19 protein-coding genes are annotated in these 17,985 nt (G+C 67.7%); 9 read left to right on the plus strand and 10 right to left on the minus strand.

The window, feature by feature from the left end; genetic code table 11:
* Window positions 1-70 precede the first annotated feature (70 nt).
* From ACUDTM_RS09405 to ACUDTM_RS09430, 6 genes are all read right to left on the minus strand, one after another.
* On the minus strand, window positions 71-1,516 hold the full coding sequence (locus ACUDTM_RS09405; RefSeq protein ID WP_072167618.1) for a GGDEF domain-containing protein: 1,446 nt from the start codon (window positions 1,514-1,516) through the stop codon (window positions 71-73).
* A gap of 361 nt (window positions 1,517-1,877) precedes the next feature.
* Window positions 1,878-2,708, minus strand: a complete 831-nt coding sequence (gene fghA, locus ACUDTM_RS09410) for an S-formylglutathione hydrolase (RefSeq protein WP_227838253.1) — start codon at window positions 2,706-2,708, stop codon at window positions 1,878-1,880.
* A 22-nt stretch (window positions 2,709-2,730) separates the two neighbouring features.
* On the minus strand, window positions 2,731-3,078 hold the full coding sequence (locus ACUDTM_RS09415) for a YqcC family protein (RefSeq protein WP_100478753.1): 348 nt from the start codon (window positions 3,076-3,078) through the stop codon (window positions 2,731-2,733).
* Window positions 3,079-3,086: 8 nt separating this feature from the next.
* Window positions 3,087-4,196, minus strand: coding sequence for an S-(hydroxymethyl)glutathione dehydrogenase/class III alcohol dehydrogenase (locus tag ACUDTM_RS09420; RefSeq protein ID WP_134970494.1), 1,110 nt, complete (start codon window positions 4,194-4,196; stop codon window positions 3,087-3,089).
* 64 nt (window positions 4,197-4,260) lie between these two features.
* On the minus strand, window positions 4,261-4,536 hold the full coding sequence (gene frmR / locus ACUDTM_RS09425) for a formaldehyde-responsive transcriptional repressor FrmR (RefSeq protein ID WP_005411009.1): 276 nt from the start codon (window positions 4,534-4,536) through the stop codon (window positions 4,261-4,263).
* 242 nt (window positions 4,537-4,778) lie between these two features.
* Window positions 4,779-5,456, minus strand: coding sequence for an SMI1/KNR4 family protein (locus tag ACUDTM_RS09430; RefSeq protein ID WP_151355393.1), 678 nt, complete (start codon window positions 5,454-5,456; stop codon window positions 4,779-4,781).
* Between the two features lie 114 nt (window positions 5,457-5,570).
* On the opposite strand from ACUDTM_RS09430, the gene ACUDTM_RS09435 reads away from it, so the two are divergent.
* Window positions 5,571-5,987 carry a VOC family protein gene (locus ACUDTM_RS09435; protein ID WP_088497890.1) on the plus strand — a complete coding sequence of 139 codons (417 nt, stop codon included), beginning with the start codon at window positions 5,571-5,573 and terminating at the stop codon, window positions 5,985-5,987.
* A 112-nt stretch (window positions 5,988-6,099) separates the two neighbouring features.
* Here the strand turns inward: ACUDTM_RS09435 and ACUDTM_RS09440 are convergent, their stop codons facing one another.
* Entirely contained in the window at window positions 6,100-6,984 is an 885-nt protein-coding gene (locus ACUDTM_RS09440) for a LysR family transcriptional regulator (protein WP_061479601.1), read from the minus strand.
* 107 nt (window positions 6,985-7,091) lie between these two features.
* Between ACUDTM_RS09440 and ACUDTM_RS09445 the strand changes: the two genes are divergently transcribed.
* Window positions 7,092-8,150 carry an NAD(P)-dependent alcohol dehydrogenase gene (locus ACUDTM_RS09445; RefSeq protein ID WP_061479602.1) on the plus strand — a complete coding sequence of 353 codons (1,059 nt, stop codon included), beginning with the start codon at window positions 7,092-7,094 and terminating at the stop codon, window positions 8,148-8,150.
* 91 nt (window positions 8,151-8,241) lie between these two features.
* Here the strand turns inward: ACUDTM_RS09445 and ACUDTM_RS09450 are convergent, their stop codons facing one another.
* Window positions 8,242-9,606, minus strand: coding sequence for a glutamate--cysteine ligase (locus ACUDTM_RS09450; protein WP_072167622.1), 1,365 nt, complete (start codon window positions 9,604-9,606; stop codon window positions 8,242-8,244).
* 152 nt (window positions 9,607-9,758) lie between these two features.
* On the opposite strand from ACUDTM_RS09450, the gene ACUDTM_RS09455 reads away from it, so the two are divergent.
* The 3 genes from ACUDTM_RS09455 to ACUDTM_RS09465 all read left to right on the plus strand — a co-directional run bounded on the left by ACUDTM_RS09455 (window position 9,759) and on the right by ACUDTM_RS09465 (window position 12,861).
* Window positions 9,759-10,463 carry a VIT1/CCC1 transporter family protein gene (locus ACUDTM_RS09455; protein ID WP_072167623.1) on the plus strand — a complete coding sequence of 235 codons (705 nt, stop codon included), beginning with the start codon at window positions 9,759-9,761 and terminating at the stop codon, window positions 10,461-10,463.
* Complete coding sequence (locus ACUDTM_RS09460) at window positions 10,460-11,284, plus strand: helix-turn-helix transcriptional regulator (RefSeq protein ID WP_061479605.1); 825 nt, start codon at window positions 10,460-10,462, stop codon at window positions 11,282-11,284. Before ACUDTM_RS09455 ends, ACUDTM_RS09460 begins: the two co-directional genes overlap by 4 nt.
* Window positions 11,285-11,886: 602 nt before the next feature.
* Window positions 11,887-12,861, plus strand: coding sequence for an MBL fold metallo-hydrolase (locus tag ACUDTM_RS09465; protein ID WP_072167151.1), 975 nt, complete (start codon window positions 11,887-11,889; stop codon window positions 12,859-12,861).
* Window positions 12,862-12,960: 99 nt separating this feature from the next.
* Here ACUDTM_RS09465 and yihA read toward each other — a convergent pair whose 3' ends face one another.
* Complete coding sequence (yihA, locus tag ACUDTM_RS09470) at window positions 12,961-13,563, minus strand: ribosome biogenesis GTP-binding protein YihA/YsxC (protein WP_049414655.1); 603 nt, start codon at window positions 13,561-13,563, stop codon at window positions 12,961-12,963.
* A 156-nt stretch (window positions 13,564-13,719) separates the two neighbouring features.
* Here yihA and ACUDTM_RS09475 point away from each other — a divergent pair, with 156 nt between their 5' ends.
* From ACUDTM_RS09475 to ACUDTM_RS09490, 4 genes are all read left to right on the plus strand, one after another.
* Window positions 13,720-14,520, plus strand: a complete 801-nt coding sequence (locus ACUDTM_RS09475; RefSeq protein ID WP_111007821.1) for a c-type cytochrome — start codon at window positions 13,720-13,722, stop codon at window positions 14,518-14,520.
* A 106-nt stretch (window positions 14,521-14,626) separates the two neighbouring features.
* On the plus strand, window positions 14,627-15,277 hold the full coding sequence (locus ACUDTM_RS09480) for a thiol:disulfide interchange protein DsbA/DsbL (RefSeq protein ID WP_072167154.1): 651 nt from the start codon (window positions 14,627-14,629) through the stop codon (window positions 15,275-15,277).
* A gap of 106 nt (window positions 15,278-15,383) precedes the next feature.
* A complete protein-coding gene (locus tag ACUDTM_RS09485; RefSeq protein WP_072167155.1) occupies window positions 15,384-16,220 on the plus strand; it encodes a thiol:disulfide interchange protein DsbA/DsbL in 837 nt (278 codons plus the stop codon).
* A gap of 53 nt (window positions 16,221-16,273) precedes the next feature.
* Window positions 16,274-17,011 carry an endonuclease/exonuclease/phosphatase family protein gene (locus ACUDTM_RS09490; protein ID WP_172412138.1) on the plus strand — a complete coding sequence of 246 codons (738 nt, stop codon included), beginning with the start codon at window positions 16,274-16,276 and terminating at the stop codon, window positions 17,009-17,011.
* 78 nt (window positions 17,012-17,089) lie between these two features.
* Here ACUDTM_RS09490 and ACUDTM_RS09495 read toward each other — a convergent pair whose 3' ends face one another.
* The gene (locus ACUDTM_RS09495; protein WP_072167156.1) at window positions 17,090-17,965 is read right to left on the minus strand and encodes an EamA family transporter; all 876 of its coding nucleotides are present in this window, start codon (window positions 17,963-17,965) and stop codon (window positions 17,090-17,092) included.
* Between the last annotated feature and the right edge of the window lie 20 nt (window positions 17,966-17,985).

Raw genomic sequence — 17,985 nt, forward strand, 5'->3', positions numbered from 1 at the left:
ATGCCGGCCAGCGGCCGGCACTACCCAGTGCGATGTCCCTGGACGGGCGGCACGCCATGGGCTGGTCCGCTCAACAGTCCATGGTGCCGTGCGCGTTGCCCTCGTCATCCAGCACGCGCGCATGCAGGACCACCCGGTTGCGGCCGGCACGCTTTGCGGCATACAGGCCGGCATCGGCATCGGCCAGCAGCTGGTCGGCACTGGCCAGCGCCGGTGGGTGCAGGTAGCCCACGCCGACGCTGATGCTGACCGGGCCTTCCGGCAATGGCAGCGCTTCGACCGCTTCGCGCAGGCGCTCGGCCAGCGCCAGCACGCCCGACAGTGGGCTTCCAGGCACGATGACAGCGAATTCTTCACCGCCATAACGCGCAACGCTGTCACCGCCGCGACCCGCGACGCCCTTCAGCACCCCGGCCACCGCCTGCAGGCAACGATCACCGGCCGGATGGCCGTGCCGGTCGTTGAAGGCCTTGAAGTGGTCGATATCCACCAGCAGCAGGCCCAGCTCGGTGCCGCTGCGCCGCGCGCGATTCCACTCGGAGGTCAGCCGCGCGTCGAACTCGCGGCGATTGGCCACGCCGGTGAGGCCATCCTGCCGCGCCAGTTGATCCAGCGCCGCCTGACGCTCCAGCAGATCGGTCTGCAGCAGGACGCTGCGCAGGCCGAAACCAAGGGTGGCTACGACGAAGCCCGCGACGGCCAACGGCCGCGCATGATCGACCACCAGCGTGCCGACCACCAGCAGCAGCAACGGCAGGATGATCGGACCGGCGGCCTGCACCGTCCTCGCCAGCCGCGGGTGTGCCGTGGTGCCTGTGTCCGGCGCCGTGTCCAGCGCCATGCAGGCGATCAGCAGAAAAGGGACGTCGATCAGCAGGTCGTTGAACGCACCGAATGCATCATCGGAGGTGTAGTGGTTGATGTAGTAGGCCACCAGCAGATAGGCCAGTGCGTACAGCGCCAGTGCACGGAAGAACCTGCGCCGTTCGGGCACGTCGCCGGCCAGCCATCGCACCACGGCGAACGCGGCGATACACAGGTTCTGGATGTCGAACATGCGCTGCATGTTGGACATGGCATGGGCGTCGACCTCGACACGGGCGGCGAACGATGCGGTGTGCACGAAGAACAGCACACCCAGCAGCGCCGCCATCGCCGCGTCGATCAGGCTGATGCTCGGGCGCTCGCGGCGTGCCCGGGCCAGGATAAACACCAGCGGCACGCCATACAGCACGTACAACAACAGGCTGACGCGTGGGGTGAAGTCAGCCCGGCCGGCACCCAGCGCATCCACCATGTTGAACGTCATGCCACCGGCCCACAGCAGCAGTGCCATCGCGGTAGAACGCCAGCCCAGAGCGGCGCGGTCACGTTGCGCCCGCAGCAGGCACGCGGCGGCGGCCAGCAGCGGTGCGCCGGTCAGGAACAGGAAAGAACCCACGCCCGCCGGGCTCGGCCAGAACGCCACGGCCAGCCCATGGCAGAGCACGTACAGCAGCGCCAGCACTACCGGCATGCATCCCCCCGATCCGCAAGGCCGTCTGAGCGCACGATAGCGCGCCGGCACGCCACAGCGGCGTGATCCACTGCGGCAAAACGACACTCCGCGTGCATCACCATGGTAGTGCCGGCCGCTGGCCGGCAATCCCAGGGAATTGCAGGGCTGCGGGTTGCCGGCCAGCGGCCGGCACTACCGGAAAGCCCTCAGGCGTGGAGCGCGTGGGGGTGATGGACCGGCACGCCACAGCGGCGTGATCCACTGCGGCGAAACGACACTCCGCGTGCATCACCATGGTAGTGCCGGCCGCTGGCCGGCAACCCGCAGCCCTGTGATCCCCTGGGATTGCCGGCCAGCGGCCGGCACTACCGGAAAGCCCTCAGGCGTGCAGGGCGCGGGCGTGGTGGGCGACGTGCTCGCCGATGAAGCTGGCGATGAAATAGTAGCTGTGGTCGTAGCCCGGCTGCAGGCGCAGGGTCAGCGGATGGCCGGCGGCCGCGCAGGCCTCCTGCAGGCGCTGCGGCTGCAGCTGGGTCTGCAGGAACTCGTCCGCCTCGCCCTGGTCGACCAGCAACGGCAGGCGCTCGCTGGCCGCCTCCAGCAGCGCGCACGTATCCCACTGCGCCCAGTCGGTCGGGTTGTCGCCCAGATAAGCCGTGAACGCCTTCTGCCCCCACGGTACACGGCTGGGCGCGACGATCGGCGAGAACGCCGACACACTGCGGTAGCGCCCCGGGTTGCGCAGCGCGATCACCAGCGCACCATGGCCGCCCATCGAATGGCCGCTGATCGCGCGTGCATCGGTCACCGCGAAGTTCGCCTCGATCAGCGCCGGCAGTTCCTGCGCCACGTAGTCGTGCATGCGGTAGTGCTTCGCCCACGGAGCACGGGTGGCATTGAGGTAGAAGCCTGCCCCCTTGCCCAGGTCGTAGCCTTCGGCATCGGCCACGTCATCACCGCGCGGGCTGGTATCCGGCGCGACGATGATCACACCGTGCTCGGCCGCATAGCGCTGCGCGCCGGCCTTGGTGATGAAATTCTGCTCGGTGCAGGTCAGGCCGCTCAGCCAGTACAGCACTGGCAGCGGCTGCACTTCCGCCTGCGGCGGCAGGTACACGGCGAACTGCATGTCGCAGCCCAGCGTGGTGGAATGGTGCCGGTAGACGTCCTGCCAGCCGCCGAAACAGGCGCGGTGTTCAATGCGTTCCATGGTGCTCTCCTGCGTGCCGGCGTCAGCCGTCACGTGTGTTGATCAACTCATCCAGCCGCGACAGCAGGCGCAGAAGCGATTCGACGCCAGGCTGGCCATCCAGATTGCGGTACGCCGCCACCGCCACGTCGCTGCGCGGTGGCCACTGACCGTCGGCGCGGGCTTCGTGCAGGCGCGGCAGAAATACCTGCGCAAGCCACTGCTCGAACGGCATGCCATCGTCGCTGCCGAAGGCCGAAGTCACCGCACGCGGTGGCCCCACCTCGCCGTCGACCCAGCCCAGCGCACGCAACGCCTGCTCGATCGGGTCGACCAGCGCCGCGCGCGGATCTTCCGCACGCGGCCTGCGCAAGGCATCGAACCAGCCCACGCCGCGCCTCAGTAGTGGACCACCGAACGGATCGACTTGCCTTCATGCATCAGGTCGAAGGCGTCGTTGATCTTGTCCAGGTCCATGGTGTGGGTGACGAACGGGGCCAGTTCGATGTCGCCCTTCATCGCGTCCTCGACCATGCCCGGCAGCTGGCTGCGGCCCTTCACGCCACCGAAGGCAGTGCCCATCCACTTGCGGCCGGTTACCAGCTGGAACGGGCGGGTGGAGATCTCCTGCCCGGCACCGGCCACGCCGATCACCACGCTCTGGCCCCAGCCACGGTGCGCGCATTCCAGCGCCGCGCGCATCACGTTGACGTTGCCGATGCACTCGAAGCTGTGGTCCACGCCCCAGGTGGTCATCTCGACGATGACCTGCTGGATCGGCTTGTCGAAGTCCTTCGGGTTGATGCAGTCGGTGGCGCCGAATTCGCGCGCCAGCTCGAACTTGGACGGGTTGGTGTCCACCGCGATGATGCGGCCGGCCTTGGCCTGGCGCGCACCCTGGATCACCGCCAGGCCGATGCCCCCCAGGCCGAACACCGCCACGCTGTCGCCCTCCTGCACCTTGGCGGTGTTGTGCACCGCGCCGATGCCGGTGGTGACACCGCAGCCGAGCAGGCAGACGTGTTCCGGGTTGGCGTCCGGATTGATCTTCGCCAGCGAGACTTCGGCCACAACGGTGTACTCGCTGAAGGTCGAGCAGCCCATGTAGTGGTACAGCGGCTCGCCGTTGTAGCTGAAGCGGCTGGTGCCATCGGGCATCACGCCCTTGCCCTGGGTGGCACGCACCGATACGCACAGGTTGGTCTTGCCGCTCTTGCAGAACAGGCACTCGCCGCACTCGGCGGTATACAGCGGAATCACGTGGTCGCCCGGCTTGACGCTGGTCACGCCCTCGCCCACTTCAACCACGATGCCGGCGCCTTCATGGCCCAGCACCACCGGGAACAGGCCTTCCGGGTCATCACCGGACAGGGTGAACGCATCGGTGTGGCAGACACCGGTATGGGTGATCTTCACCAGCACTTCGCCCTTCTTCGGCGGGGCGACGTCGATCTCGACGATCTGCAGCGGCTGGCCGGGACCAAAGGCGACGGCGGCACGTGACTTCATGATGGCTTCTCCAGGATCAGGCGGAAATGGGATACAGCGTGAGCGGCGCGACGTCGCGCCGTCGTTATTTCAGGTACGAGCGGATCAACGCGCTCATGTCGCGCACGCGTTCGGCGCGTTGTTCGTCGGAGGCGGCGGGCTGGCCGAATTCCTCGCGCAGATGGGCCTCCATCACCTCGGACATCAGGCCGTTGACCGCGCCACGGATGGCGGCGATCTGCTGCAGCACCGGCCCGCAGTCGGCGCCGGCTTCCAGCGCGCGGTCCAGCGCATCGCACTGGCCGCGGATGCGGCGCACGCGGGCCAGGACCTTCTTCTTCTCTTCGGGGGAGTGCGGCATGGCGGGCCAGCTCGGAACTATACTGGGGGATAGTATATACGCAAAAAGCAGAAGGGTTGACGCAATAGGCTGCTTGGCAGCTCTACGCCGGGTGCCTGCAGAAACCAGATGCAGCCACCGCACTGTCCTAGATGCACGTCATCCGCCGCGAGCTGGCCCAGCTGCCGCCGGCCCATGCCATCTGGTCGTTCGATGATAGGTAGCTGGAGCACGACCGATGGCGGCGCTCCGGCCTACCGGGTTCAGGCCTCCTCGCGCACGTAAGCGAACGACTCGTCCAACCGCTCGAAGCCGATCACATCAGCGACGATGGCCTGTGCGTCGTCTTCGCTGATGTTTCCTTCTTCAATATCGTCAACGCGGGCGAACAACCGCTGCAACGCCGCGAACTGGTCGCCGCGCAGGAACGACTGGTGGCTCTGCAGCCAGCGCTGCAGATTGCCGGCCAGCTCGCCATGCGACAGCAGCGTATACGGCGCTTGGTAGTCGGCAACGGCTTCGACCATCTTGCGGAACAGGAAATCCTGGTAGTTGGCGGCCAGCACATCGGCACGATCATCGTCATGCCACACCAGCACGACGGGCGGCTCGGCAGAATCGGGCGCGTTGCTCCAGAAGCAGTAGCTGTCGCCGCCGCCGGTCCGCGCGAACGGCAGCAGCTGCAGGTCGGAACGCAGGGGATTGTAGTGGTCCTCGGCGGTCAGCTCCTGCCACGCTTCGAGCAGCTCATCGTGTTCCAGTGGTTCGTATTCCTGCGCGTACAGCAGCACCGGCGGATCCGCCTGCAGCGTCGGGAACACCACCTCGGACCATTCCGGATGCGGACTGCCCCAGCTCAATCGGCCTGCTGTCTGCAACTGCTTGAACAAAGGGGGGAAGGCCTGCCCGGTGGCCTGTTCGATGTCAGAGAGTGCGCTCATGGAAGTCCTTGTCGATAGAGGTCGCCCAGCTTGCCCGAATCCTCGCAGGAGATGAACCGGCAGCAACAGGTGGCGGGACTAGACTGCAACCACCGGATGCAGGAAATCACTGCCATGAACGCCACTGCCCGCAACTTCATCATCAACATCGACGTGCCCGACCTGGCCGCCGCCGAAACGTTCTACCTGGCCGCGTTTGGATTGCGCATCGGTCGTCGGCTCGGCCCCGGCGCGGTGGAACTGCTCGGTGGACCCACGCCACTGTACCTACTGCAGAACGACGCCGGCAGCGCCGCCACCGAAGACGGCGACGTGCGTGACTACGAGCGCCACTGGACCCCGCTGCACCTGGACTGGGTGGTGGAGGACATCGACGCCGCGTTGATGCGTGCGGTCGCGGCCGGGGCGATGCTCGAGCAACCGGTGCGCGAGCGCCGCTGGGGCCGTATCGCCGTGCTGGCCGATCCGTTCGGGCACGGCTTCTGCCTGATCCAGTTCAGTGGCGAAGGCTACGACGCGCTGGTCGAATGAATTGCCGTCTGCATTGCGGGCGCCAATCCACGCATGGCGCGGATCTACTGGTCTGGTCCTGGTGGACGCCATCCGGTAGATGCCGACCGTTGGTCGGCACTCCTGCAGCACCTCACTCCCGCAACATATCCACGAACGCACGCAACGCACCGGGCATCTGCCGTTGCTTCGGGTAGTACAGCGCAAACCCGGCGAACGGTTCGCTCCAGTCTTCCAGCACCGCCACCATCTGCCCCGATTCGATGTACGGCCGCGCGGTGTCTTCCAGCACGTAGGCCAGGCCGATGCCATCAAGCACCGCGCCGACCACGGTGCCCTGCTCGCTCAGCGTCAGCCGTCCGGGCACGTCGATTTCCAGCGCCTGCCCACCGCGCTCGAACTGCCACTTGTACAGATGCCCGCTGGCAAAGCGGAAGCGGATGCATTCATGCGCGGCCAGGTCGCGCGGATGCAGCGGCGCCGGATGCCGCCGCAGGTAATCCGGCGAGCCGACGATCAGCCCGCGCAGCGGTGGCCCCATCGGCACCGCCACCATGTCCTCGGGCACGAACTCGTGCAGGCGCACGCCCGCGTCGTAGCCCTCGGCGACGATATCGACCAGCCCATCATTTTCGGTCAGCTCCACCCGCACGTCGGGATGAGCGTGCAGGAAGCGCGCCAGCCGAGGCCGCAGCTGGGTCGCCACCGCCGCGCGGGTGGCGTTGATGCGCAGCAGGCCGGCCGGGGCGGCGCGGAAGTGGTTCATTTCTTCCAACGCGTCATGCACCTGCCCCAGCGCCGGCTGCAAGCGCTCCAGCAGGCGCTGCCCGGCCTCGGTCAGGGCCACGCTGCGCGTGGTGCGGTGGAACAGGCCCACGCCCAGTCGTTCTTCCAGCGCGCGGATCGCATAGCTCACCGCCGAGGTCGACAGCGCCAGCTCGGCGCCAGCGCGGCGGAAGCTGCGGTGGCGGGCAACCGCCGCGAACGCGGCCAGGTGGGAAAGGTTGTCAGTGGCCATGATTGTGCAGTTTCACTTGATGAATCATGCCGATATCCACGCTTCTTGCCATTGGGAACGCGGCATATTGTAAAGCGCCTTTCGATAAACCCTGCCAAGGATTCCCCATGTCCCTCGCCCGTGGTTACGCCGCCCATTCCCATACTGCTCCGCTGGTCCCCTATGAGTTCGAACGCCGTGCGGTCGGTCCCGACGATGTGCGCATCGAGATCCTCTACAGCGGCATCTGCCACTCCGACCTGCACCAGGCCCGCGATGACTGGGGTGGCTCGATCTACCCGATGGTGCCGGGCCACGAGATCATCGGCCGCGTCACCGAGGTCGGCAGCAACGTCACCCGCTTCAAGGTCGGCGACCACGCCGGCGTGGGTTGCATGGTCGACTCCTGCCGCCACTGCGACGCCTGCCAGCACGACCTGGAGCAGTACTGCGCCGAGGGCGCGACCTGGACCTACAACGGCCGTGAACGCGAAAGCGGCGCACCGACCTACGGCGGCTATTCCGACCACGTGGTGGTCGAGCAGCGCTTCGTGGTGAAGGTCTCCGACACCCTCGACCTGAAGGCGGCCGCACCGCTGCTGTGCGCCGGCATTACCACGTGGTCGCCGCTGCGCCATTGGAAGGTCGGCCCGGGCCAGAAGGTCGGCGTGATCGGCCTCGGCGGCCTCGGCCACATGGGCGTGAAGTTCGCCAAGGCGCTCGGTGCGCACGTGGTGATGATCACCACCACCCCGGAAAAGGGCGCCGATGCCAAGCGCCTGGGCGCCGATGAGGTGCTGGTCTCGCGCGATGCGGCGCAGATGAAGGCGCACGCCGGCAGCTTCGACTTCCTGCTCAATACCATCCCGGTCAGCCATGACACCAATCCGTACATGGGCCTGCTCAAGCGCGAAGCCACCATGTGCCTGGTGGGCGTGCTGACCGAACTGGACCCGCCGTTGACCGGCGGCAGCGTGATCTTCGGCCGCAAGCACCTGACCGGCTCGGCGATCGGCGGCATGGCCGAAACCCAGGAAATGATGGACTTCTGTGCCGAGCACGGCATCGTCAGCGATGTGGAGATGATCGACATCAGGAACGTCAACGAAGCCTGGGAGCGCATGGCGAAGAACGATGTGCGCTACCGCTTCGTGATCGACATGGCGACGTTGAAGAACGCGGCCTGAGCCAAGGCAGATGTGGAAATGAAAAACCCCGGCAATGCCGGGGTTTTTCTTCTGGTAGTGCCGGCCGCTGGCCGGCAACCCCGCATGACGGTCAGTACGCGAACTCGCGGAACACCGGATCGACGTCACCATGCCAGCGGCCATGGAACAGCGCCAGCTTGCGCTCGGCCGGGGTCAGGCCGGATTCGACGATCTCCTGCAGTACGTCCAGGAACTTGCTCTCGTCCTGGCCATCGGCATTGCGCGCAGCACGGCGCTTGAGGCCTTCCACGGAAATCCTGACCGCTTCCCGGGCCAGGTCGCGCACCGTGCCGTTGCGGAACGGCAGGTTCATTGCATGCTTCGGCACGCCGTCACGCAGCGCATGGCGCTCGGCCAGGGTGAAGTCACGCACCAGGTCCCAGGCAGCGTCCAGCGCAGTGTCGTCGTACAGCAGGCCCACCCAGAACGCCGGCAGCGCACACAGGCGGCTCCACGGGCCACCATCGGCGCCGCGCATTTCCAGGTACTTCTTCAGGCGCACTTCCGGAAACGCGGTGGTCATGTGGTCCGACCAGTCGCGCAGTGTCGGCAACGCGCCCGGCAGCACCGGCAGCTTGCCCTGCATGAAGTGGCGGAAACTCTGCCCGCTGGCGTCGTGGTAGGTGCCGTCGCGATAGGAGAAGTACATCGGCACGTCGAGCAGGTAATCGACATAGCGCTCGTAGCCGAATCCATCCTCGAACACGAAGTCGAGCATGCCGGTGCGGTCGGCGTCGGTGTCGGTCCAGATGTGCGAGCGATAGCTCAGGTAGCCGTTCGGCTTGCCTTCGGTGAACGGCGAATCGGCGAACAGCGCGGTGGCGATCGGCTGCAGCGCCAGGGACACGCGGAACTTCTTCACCATGTCCGCTTCGGTGGCGTAGTCCAGGTTCACCTGCACCGTGCAGGTACGGGTCATCATGTCCAGGCCCAGCGAACCGACCTTGGGCATGTACGCGCGCATGATCTTGTAGCGGCCCTTCGGCATCCACGGCATTTCATCGCGCTTCCACTTCGGCTGGAAGCCCATGCCGAGGAAGCCCAGCTGCAGTTCGCCGGCCACCTGCGCCACTTCGTTGAGGTGGGTGCCGGTCTCCACGCAGGTCTGGTGGATGGTCTCCAGCGCCGCACCTGACAGCTCCAGCTGGCCGGCCGGTTCCAGCGTCACCGAGGCCCCATCGCGCAGCAGGGCGATGGTGCAGCCATTCTCCTGTACCGGCTCCCAGCCGAAGCGGACCAGGCCGTTGAGCAGTGCTTCGATGCCGCGCTCCCCCTCGAAGGTCGGCGGTCGCAGGTCATCCAGGCGGAACCCGAACTTCTCGTGCTCGGTGCCGATGCGCCACTGCGCGCGGGGCTTCTCGCCGGAGGCGATCACCTCCACCAGCTGCGAGCGGTCGGTAATGGGGGTATCGGCGACGTGGCTGGGGCTCGACAAGGGGAAGGCTCGCTGGACGGTGGCGGGGGATGTGGGGCTCGCGGCCTTCCATCGCAAGGGCGCACTATAGCGTGGCACCTCGTTGCGTCATGCGACGGTGACGGGTTTCAGCATCCTACCGACGCCCTCTTGACCCTCGTACACTCAACGTCATGAGCCGCCATTCACGACACCCCGAACTGCACCGCTCCGAGCGCGTCGGCTGGCTGCGTGCCGCCGTGCTGGGCGCCAATGATGGCATCGTCTCGGTGGCCGGCCTGGTGGTCGGCGTGGCCGCCGGCGGCGCCTCCGCTACCACCATCCTCGCCACCGGCGTGGCCGGCACCGTGGCCGGCGCGATGTCGATGGCCGCCGGCGAGTACGTCTCGGTACAGACCCAGGCCGACACCGAGGACGCAGACCTGGCAATGGAAAGGCGCGAGCTGCGCGAAAATCCGCACAGCGAGCTGGAGGAGCTGGCTTCGATCTACCGCCACCGCGGCCTGGAGCCTGCGCTGGCACGGCAGGTGGCCGAACAGCTCACCGCCCATGATGCGCTGGGTGCCCACGCCCGCGACGAACTGGGCATCACCGATACCCTGCGCGCCCGCCCGCTGCAGGCAGCGCTGGCCTCGGCCGGTGCGTTCACCTGCGGCGCGGTGCTGCCTGTGCTGACCGCCCTGCTCGCACCGGTCGACAGGGTCGCACTGATGACCACGGCCAGTACCCTGCTCGGCCTGTGCCTGACCGGCGCAGTGGCGGCCAGGGCCGGCGGCGCACCGCCGGTTCGCGGCGCGATCCGGGTGATGTTCTGGGGCGCATTGGCGATGGCCGCGGCGGCCGGCGTCGGTCGCCTGTTCGGTGCCCACGTGTCATGACCGCCATGCTGCCACCGGCCACCGCACTGCTGGCCGAGATGGCCAGCCTGGCCGGCTGCGCACGCGCCGAAGGTTATGCGTGCATCACCGCTCGGCGCGAACATGGCGCCAGCTCGGTGGAGATTCCACAACCGCAGTTCGCGATCCTGCTGGAAGGCCGCAAGCAGGTGCGTACCGCGCACCAGTCGCTGGAGTTCATCCCCGGCGACATCCTGCTGCTGACCCAGCGCTGCCGCATCGATGTGGTCAACACCCCCGACCCACGCAGTGGCCGCTACCTCAGCGCCATCGTGCCGCTGTGTGCCGAAGTGCTGGCGGCCGCACGTACGCTGTGGAGCGGGGAGCTTCCCGCCGCCGGTCATGCGATGGCGCGACTGCCGTTGATCGATCATGGCGTGGTGCTGCGCCAGTGGCGGCAATCACTGCAGGACGGCCGTTACAGCGAAGCGCGGCTGGCCCTGGCCTCGTTGGTACTGACCCTGTGCCGGCAGGGCCACGGCAACCTGCTGCTGCCGCAGGCGCCGAGCCTGGGCGAACAGATCCGCGACCGCATCGCCGCCGAACCGGCTCGCGACTGGCAATCGCGTGATGTGGAAGCGCTGTTCGCGCTGAGCGGCGCGACCCTGCGCCGTCGGCTCGCCGCCGAGGACACCAGCCTGCGCCAGCTGCTCACCGAGGCCCGGCTGGCGCATGGCATGCAGTTGCTCTACACCACCGACCTGCCGCTGAAGACCGTGGCCGCACGCGCGGGCTACCGGTCTGCGGCCAGTTTCAGCAAGCGCTTCGCCGAGCAGTACGGGCTGGCTCCCACAGACATTTGAGGGGGTTCGGCAGGGCTTGCAGCCCTGCACCTGCAGACGCGACGGCAACAGCCGAAGCAACAGCAACAGCGTGCATTCCGTGAGGTGGCGGGACGGTGTCGGAGTGCGGGGACGCCGCAAGTACGTCCCTGTAGGCTTGGCAGCCGCATCCATGCGGCTGACACCCCGCACTCCGACACCGCCCCACCTCTGACAGATCGTCGCGGCTGTTGGTAGGTGTCGACCTTGGTCGACACATCTGTCAGACATCGAAATCGATCTGACCCCAAGAGAATTTCCAACAGATCACGGAAAACTGTCGAAGGCGGGGTGGGTCCGGTTGCGGGAGTGTCCGCGGCATGGATGCCGCGGCCAAGCCCCCATGGACGGGTTTACGGCGTCTCCCGCAACCGGACCCACCCCGCCATCCCACGGATAGCCCGCTGTTGCTGTTGCTGTTGCTGTTGCTTCGGCCGTTGCTCTGGCTCGTAGCGGGTGCAGGGCGCAGCCCTGCAGACAACACCCCCTTCCCTGAGCATTCCACGCAGTGGTTTGAGCGCCGTGCGCACGCCAGTCACGGCACGCTAGGCCAACGGAACCCCCGTCATCCACCGAGAACCCTCATGACCCTGCGCCACCTTCCCCTGCGCTCCGCCCTGCTGCTGGCCCTGTCCGCCCTGCCACTGGCCGCGCTGGCCGAAGCCACCTCGCCCGCGCCCACCCAGCAGGTGCCCGGCGTCTACCACCAGCGCGTCGGTGCGCTGCAGGTCACCGCCCTGTTCGACGGCGTGGTCGCGCTGGGCCGGCAGGAAGTGGTCGACGTGCCGCCGACACTGGTCAGCCGCCTGTTGGAAGGCCGCTACGTGCCCGAAGACAAGAAGGGCCTGCAGACCGCGATCAACGCCTTCCTCGTGCGCCAGGGCAACCACCTGACCCTGGTCGATACCGGCACCGCGCAGTGCTTCGGCCCCGGCCTGGGCCAGGTGCTGGGCAACCTGCGCGCCTCCGGCGTGGACCCGGCCGAGGTGGACGAGGTGCTGCTGACCCACGCCCATCCGGACCACCTGTGCGGGGTGCTCGATGCGCAGGGCAAGCCGGCCTACCCGAATGCCACCGTGTGGCTGTCCAGGGCCGATGCCGACTACTGGCTCAACCCGGCCAGCGAGGCTTCTGCGCCGAAGGGTGTGCGCTTCGCCTTCCCGCTGGCACGCAACGCGGTGGCGCCGTACCAGGCCAGTGGCCACCTGCGCACGTTCAACCCCGGCGATGCCCTGCCCGGCGGCGCGGTGGCAATGGACACCCATGGCCACACCCCCGGCCACGTCTCCTACCGGTTCGACAGCCAGGGCCAGTCACTGCTGGTGTGGGGCGACGTGCTGCACTTCCATGCGGTGCAGTTCGCGCACCCGGAGGCCGCGTTCGAGGCCGATTCGGACCGCAAGGCGGCCATCGCCAGCCGTCGCGGGCTGCTGCAGCAGGCCACCGCCAACGGCTGGTGGGTGGCCGGTGCGCACCTGCCGTTCCCCGGCCTGGGCCACGTCCGCAGTGAAGGCCAGGCCTATGCGTGGGTCCCGGCGGAGTATTCGCCGTTGAAATGACCTCGTGTAGCGCCGAGCCCATGCTCGGCTACCACGCGCAGCGTGCCGGGATTCCGCAGCCGAGCGTAGGCTCGGCTCTACAGGAAGGCAGGGAAGGCCTTATTCCAGCCCCAGCCAGCCGCCGATCACGGCGCGCGCTTCGTCCACGCCGGTACGGTCTTCGCCGGAGAACACCTGCACGCTGACGCTGTCACCGTAAGCCGATTGCAGCTCCTTGCGCACCTTCTGCAGGGACTGCATCTGCTGGCTGCGGCTGAGCTTGTCGGCCTTGGTCAGCAGGGCGTGCGCCGGCAGGCCGCGCTGCACGGCATAGGACAGCATCTGCCGGTCGTAGTCCTTCAGCGGATGACGGATGTCCATCACCACCACCAGCCCCTTCAGGGCCTCGCGGGTGCGGAAGTACTTGTCGATGAAGGCCTGCCAGTGCGCCTGCAGGTCCAGCGGCACCTTGGCGTAGCCGTAACCGGGCAGGTCGACCAGATGCGCCTCCGGGGTGACCTGGAAGAACACCAGCTGCTGGGTACGGCCGGGGGTCTTGGAGACACGCGCCAGGGCGTTCTGGCGGGTCAGCGCGTTGAGCGCACTGGACTTGCCGGCGTTGGAGCGGCCGGCGAAGGCCACTTCGGCCCCTTCGTCGGGCGGCAGCTGCCGCACGTTATGGGCCGAAAGGTGGTAACGGGCGCGTTCGATGAGCAATGACATGTGCCTAGGATCGCATGTTGCGGCGCCGCGCGCCCGTGCCGGCGGCCTTTGCGGGCATTTTGCTGCACTGCTGCGTTGACCGTGCGCGGAAACGGCGTTGATAATCCGAGCGATGCCGGCGGCCACCGCCCGGCCCGGTCCATACGGAGCTTCAGCATGCGCCACGCTCGCGTTCTTGCCGTATCCGCCCTTGCCACTGCTGTAGTCGTTGCCGCTGCTGCGTTCGCGCAGACCACGTTGACCCCGCTGCCCGACAATGGGCCGATCAACACCGCCTCGCTGGAGGTGGATTTCAGCAAGACCCACTGGGGCGATGCCAAGGCCGGCCAGGCCAAGGCCTCGGCCTGCGCGGCCTGTCATGGCGTCGACGGCAATTCCACGGTGGACATGTATCCGTCCATTGCCGGCCAGAGCGAGCGCTACGTGGCCCAGCAGATGGCCCTGATCGCCAATGGCCAGCGCAGTTCCGGCGCGGCAGTGGCGATGGTGCCGTTCGTGCAGAACCTCACCCCGCAGGACATGCGTGATATCGGCGCCTACTTCGCCACGCAGAAAGCCAACGCCGGCATCGCCGATGACACGGCGGTGACCGAGGGCCCGTACAAAGGCATGAAGTTCTACGAGATCGGCCAGCAGCTGTACCGCGGCGGCGATGCCAAGCGTGGCCTGCCGGCCTGCATGGCCTGCCATGGCCCCAGCGGTGCCGGCAATCCCGGTCCGGCCTATCCGCACCTCGGTGGGCAGCACGCCAGCTATGTCGCGCGCCGCCTGCAGGAGTACCAGGCCGGCCAGACCAACGAGACCGACAAGGCGCACTTCCAGATCATGGCCACGGTCGCGCAGAAGCTCAGCGAGCAGGAGGTGCAGGCGCTGTCGAGCTACCTGCAGGGCCTGCACAACAAGGCCGACGATGTGGCCGGCGCGGCCACGCCAACACAACCGGCTGCCGCCCCCTGACCACCACTGGTCGGCCCGGGCCGCGACGACGGCCCACGGCTGCGGTATGTTTCCTTCACGCCGGCGGCTGCGCCGGCGTTGCTTTTTTCAACGGAGATGCGTGTCGATGAGGTTGATTTCCCGCCTGCTGTTGTCCGTGCTGGTGCTGCTGCCGCTGGCAGCCTGCGCCGCCACCCCCGCCAATGCCCCGCTGGTCGAGGGCAAAGACTACGAGCGCATCGCCCAGCCGGGCCCGTTCCAGCCGCTGGCCGGCAAGATCGAGGTGGTCGAAGTCTTCGGCTACACCTGCCCGCACTGCGCCCATTTCGAACCGCAGCTGGAAGCCTGGGCGGCCAAGCTGCCGGCCGACGTGCGCTTCACCCCGGTCCCGGCGGCCTTCGGCGGTGCCTGGGATGCCTGGGCCCTGGCCTACTACGCCGCCGATGAAGTCGGCGTGGCCAAGCGCAGCCATGCCGCCGTGTTCAAGGCCCTGCACGAGCAGGGGTCGCTGCCGATGCAGAACGTCTCGGCCGATGAGCTCGCCACCTTCTACAAGGCCTACGGCGTGACCCCGGACCGCTACATCCAGGCCCTGCGCGGCGATGCCGTGCAGAAGAAGGTCGACGCCGCGCGCGCGTTCGCCCAGCGCACCAAGATCCCGGGCACCCCGGCCCTGATCATCAACGGCCAATACCTGGTGCGCGGCGAGAGCTTCGACGACCAGCTGCGCATTGCCTCGGCGCTGATCGCGCAGGCGCGCGCCGCCCGCGGCCGCTGAACCAACACCCACCACCGACACGGCGTTGTCGCCGCCGCATGTCATCATTTCCCCTTGGCCGGCGCTTGCCGCCGGCCCCACCTTTCCAGATGCTGGAGACGTTTCCATGAAGATCCGTTACGCCCTCGCCCTCGCAGCGCTGCTGCCGATCCTGGCCGCCTGCAAGGCCGACGACGGCAGCACCAACACCACCGCGGCCCCGGCCGAACCGGCAGCCACCCCGGCAGCCACCACCGAACCGGCTGCTGCGCCGGCAGCGGGCAGCGAAGGCGCCGCGCCGGCTGCCGCTGAAGGCGAGAAGGCCCCGGCCGAAGCGGCGCCGGCCGCCGCACCGGCCCCGACCACCGCCGCACTGACCGGCCCGGCTCCGGTGGAAGGTGCCGACTACCAGGTGATCCCGAACGGCCAGCCGTTCCAGCCGGCCGCCGGCAAGATCGAAGTGACCGAGATCTTCGGCTACGTCTGCCCGGCCTGCGCCGCGTTCCAGCCGCTGGTCGGCCCGTGGAAGGCCGGTCTGCCCAGCGACGTGAACTTCGTCTACGTGCCGGCCATGTTCGGCGGCACCTGGGATGACTACGCCCGTGCCTTCTACGCCGCGCAGACCCTGGGCGTGCAGGAGAAGACCCACGAAGCGCTGTACGCCGCCATCCACTCGCAGAAGACCCTGAAGGGCGAGCGCGGCCGTGACTCGGTAGAAGACATCGCCAAGTTCTACGCCGCCTACGGCGTCGATCCGAAGCAGTTCGCGGCCACCATGGGCAGCTTCGCGGTGAATGCCAAGACCAACTCGGCCAAGCAGTTCGCCCAGCGCAGCCAGATCAGCGGCACCCCGTCGATCATCGTCAACGGCAAGTACCTGGTGAAGGGCAAGAGCTTCCCGGACATGCTGCGCATCGCCGACCACCTGATCGCCCGCGAACGCGGTGCGGCCCAGGCTCACTGATCCAAGAGAAGCATTTCCCGGCCGTGAATTCCCCCCGTACACGGACCCTGCGCTTGCTGACGGCCAACATCCAGGCCGGCTCAAGTACCCGCCGTTACAGCGACTATGTGACCCGCAGCTGGTCACATGCGTTGCCGGCGGGTCGCAAGCGCAGCAGCCTGGACGCGATCGCCACCCTGGCGCGCGAACATGACATCGTCGGCCTGCAGGAGGCCGACCCGGGCAGCCTGCGCTCGGGCTTCACCAACCAGACCCATTACCTGGCCCAGCGCGCCGGCTTCAACTACTGGAGCCACCAGCCGAACCGGCGCATGGGCGGGGTCGCGTCCAGCGCCAATGGCCTGCTGAGCAAGCTCGAACCGGTGGAAGTGCAGGACCACGCCCTGCCCGGCCGCATCGGCGGGCGCGGCGTGCTGCTGGCCAAGTTCGGCGACGGTACCGACGGCCTGGCGGTGGCGGTGGCGCATCTGTCATTGGGCGCGGGATCGCGGATGTCGCAGCTGGGCTTCATCGCCGAGCTGCTGTCCGACCACCCCAACGCGGTGCTGATGGGCGACTTCAACTGCCTGGCAGAACGCCCGGAAATGCAGGTGCTGTACCAGAAGACCCGGCTGCAGCCGCCCGGCTGCATCGTGCCGACCTTCCCCAGCTGGCGCCCCGACCGCGCCATCGACCACATCCTGGTCAGCAGTGGCCTGCAGACCCGCACCGTGGAAGCCATACCGGCCGCGTTTTCCGATCACCTCGCCCTGGCGATGCAGATCGACGTCCCGGCCGACGCCCTGCGCTGAACGCTCCCGGTAGGTGCCAACCTTGGTTGGCACGCCGCTCTGCTGGGTGCGGACCGTAGGTCCGCACGCTCTCCGGCGCTACCCTGCCTGCACCACCGGCACCTTCAATCGCCGCGCCGTCATCGTGCTGCCCACCGAGGCCAGCACCGTGCAACCGATCGCCAGCCACTGCAATCCATGCAGGTGCTCGTGCAGCAGCAGCATCGCCCACAGCGCGGCCACCGCCGGCTCCATGCTGATCAGGATGCCGAAGGTCTCCTTTGGCAGGCGCTTGAGCGCCATCATCTCCAGCGACATCGGGATCGCACTGGACACCAGCGCCACCAGCAGGCCGGCCGCCAGGATCTTCGGATCGAGCAGCGCGGCACCGGCATGCGCCACGCCCACCGGCACCACCACCAGCGAAGCCGCCAGCAGCCCCAGCGACACCGAATGCCCAGCGTGCAGGTGGCCGGCACGCTTGCCGAACACGATGTACAGGCCCCAGCACGCCGCTGCGCCCATCGCATACAGCACGCCTGCCGGATCCAGTGCCGGCCCGCCGCCAATCGGCAGCAGCAGCAACAGCCCCACCGCCGCGCACCCCACCCAGACGAAATCGATGGGGCGTCGTGATGACAGCATCGCTACCGTCAGCGGCCCGGTAAATTCGATGGCCACCGCAATGCCGAAGGGAATCGTGCGCAGGGCCATGTAGAACAGCAGGTTCATCAGGCCCAGGGTGAGCCCGTAGCGCAGGAGGGTGATGGCATCCACGCGGCGGGTCTTCCAGCGCCAAGGCCGCCAGAACAGCAGCAGCAACAGCGCCGAGAAGCCCACGCGCAGCGCACTGGTGCCCTGTGCGCCGATCAGCGGGAACAGGTGTTTGGCGTAGGAGGTGCCGATGGCCAACGAGGTGACCGAGCCGAGCACCGCCAGCGCCGGCAACATCGGCGCAAGTCGTGAGGTCTGCATGGGCAAAGTCTATTGCGCCG

It is taken from the genome of Stenotrophomonas maltophilia group sp. vghtpe118, assembly GCF_052605195.1.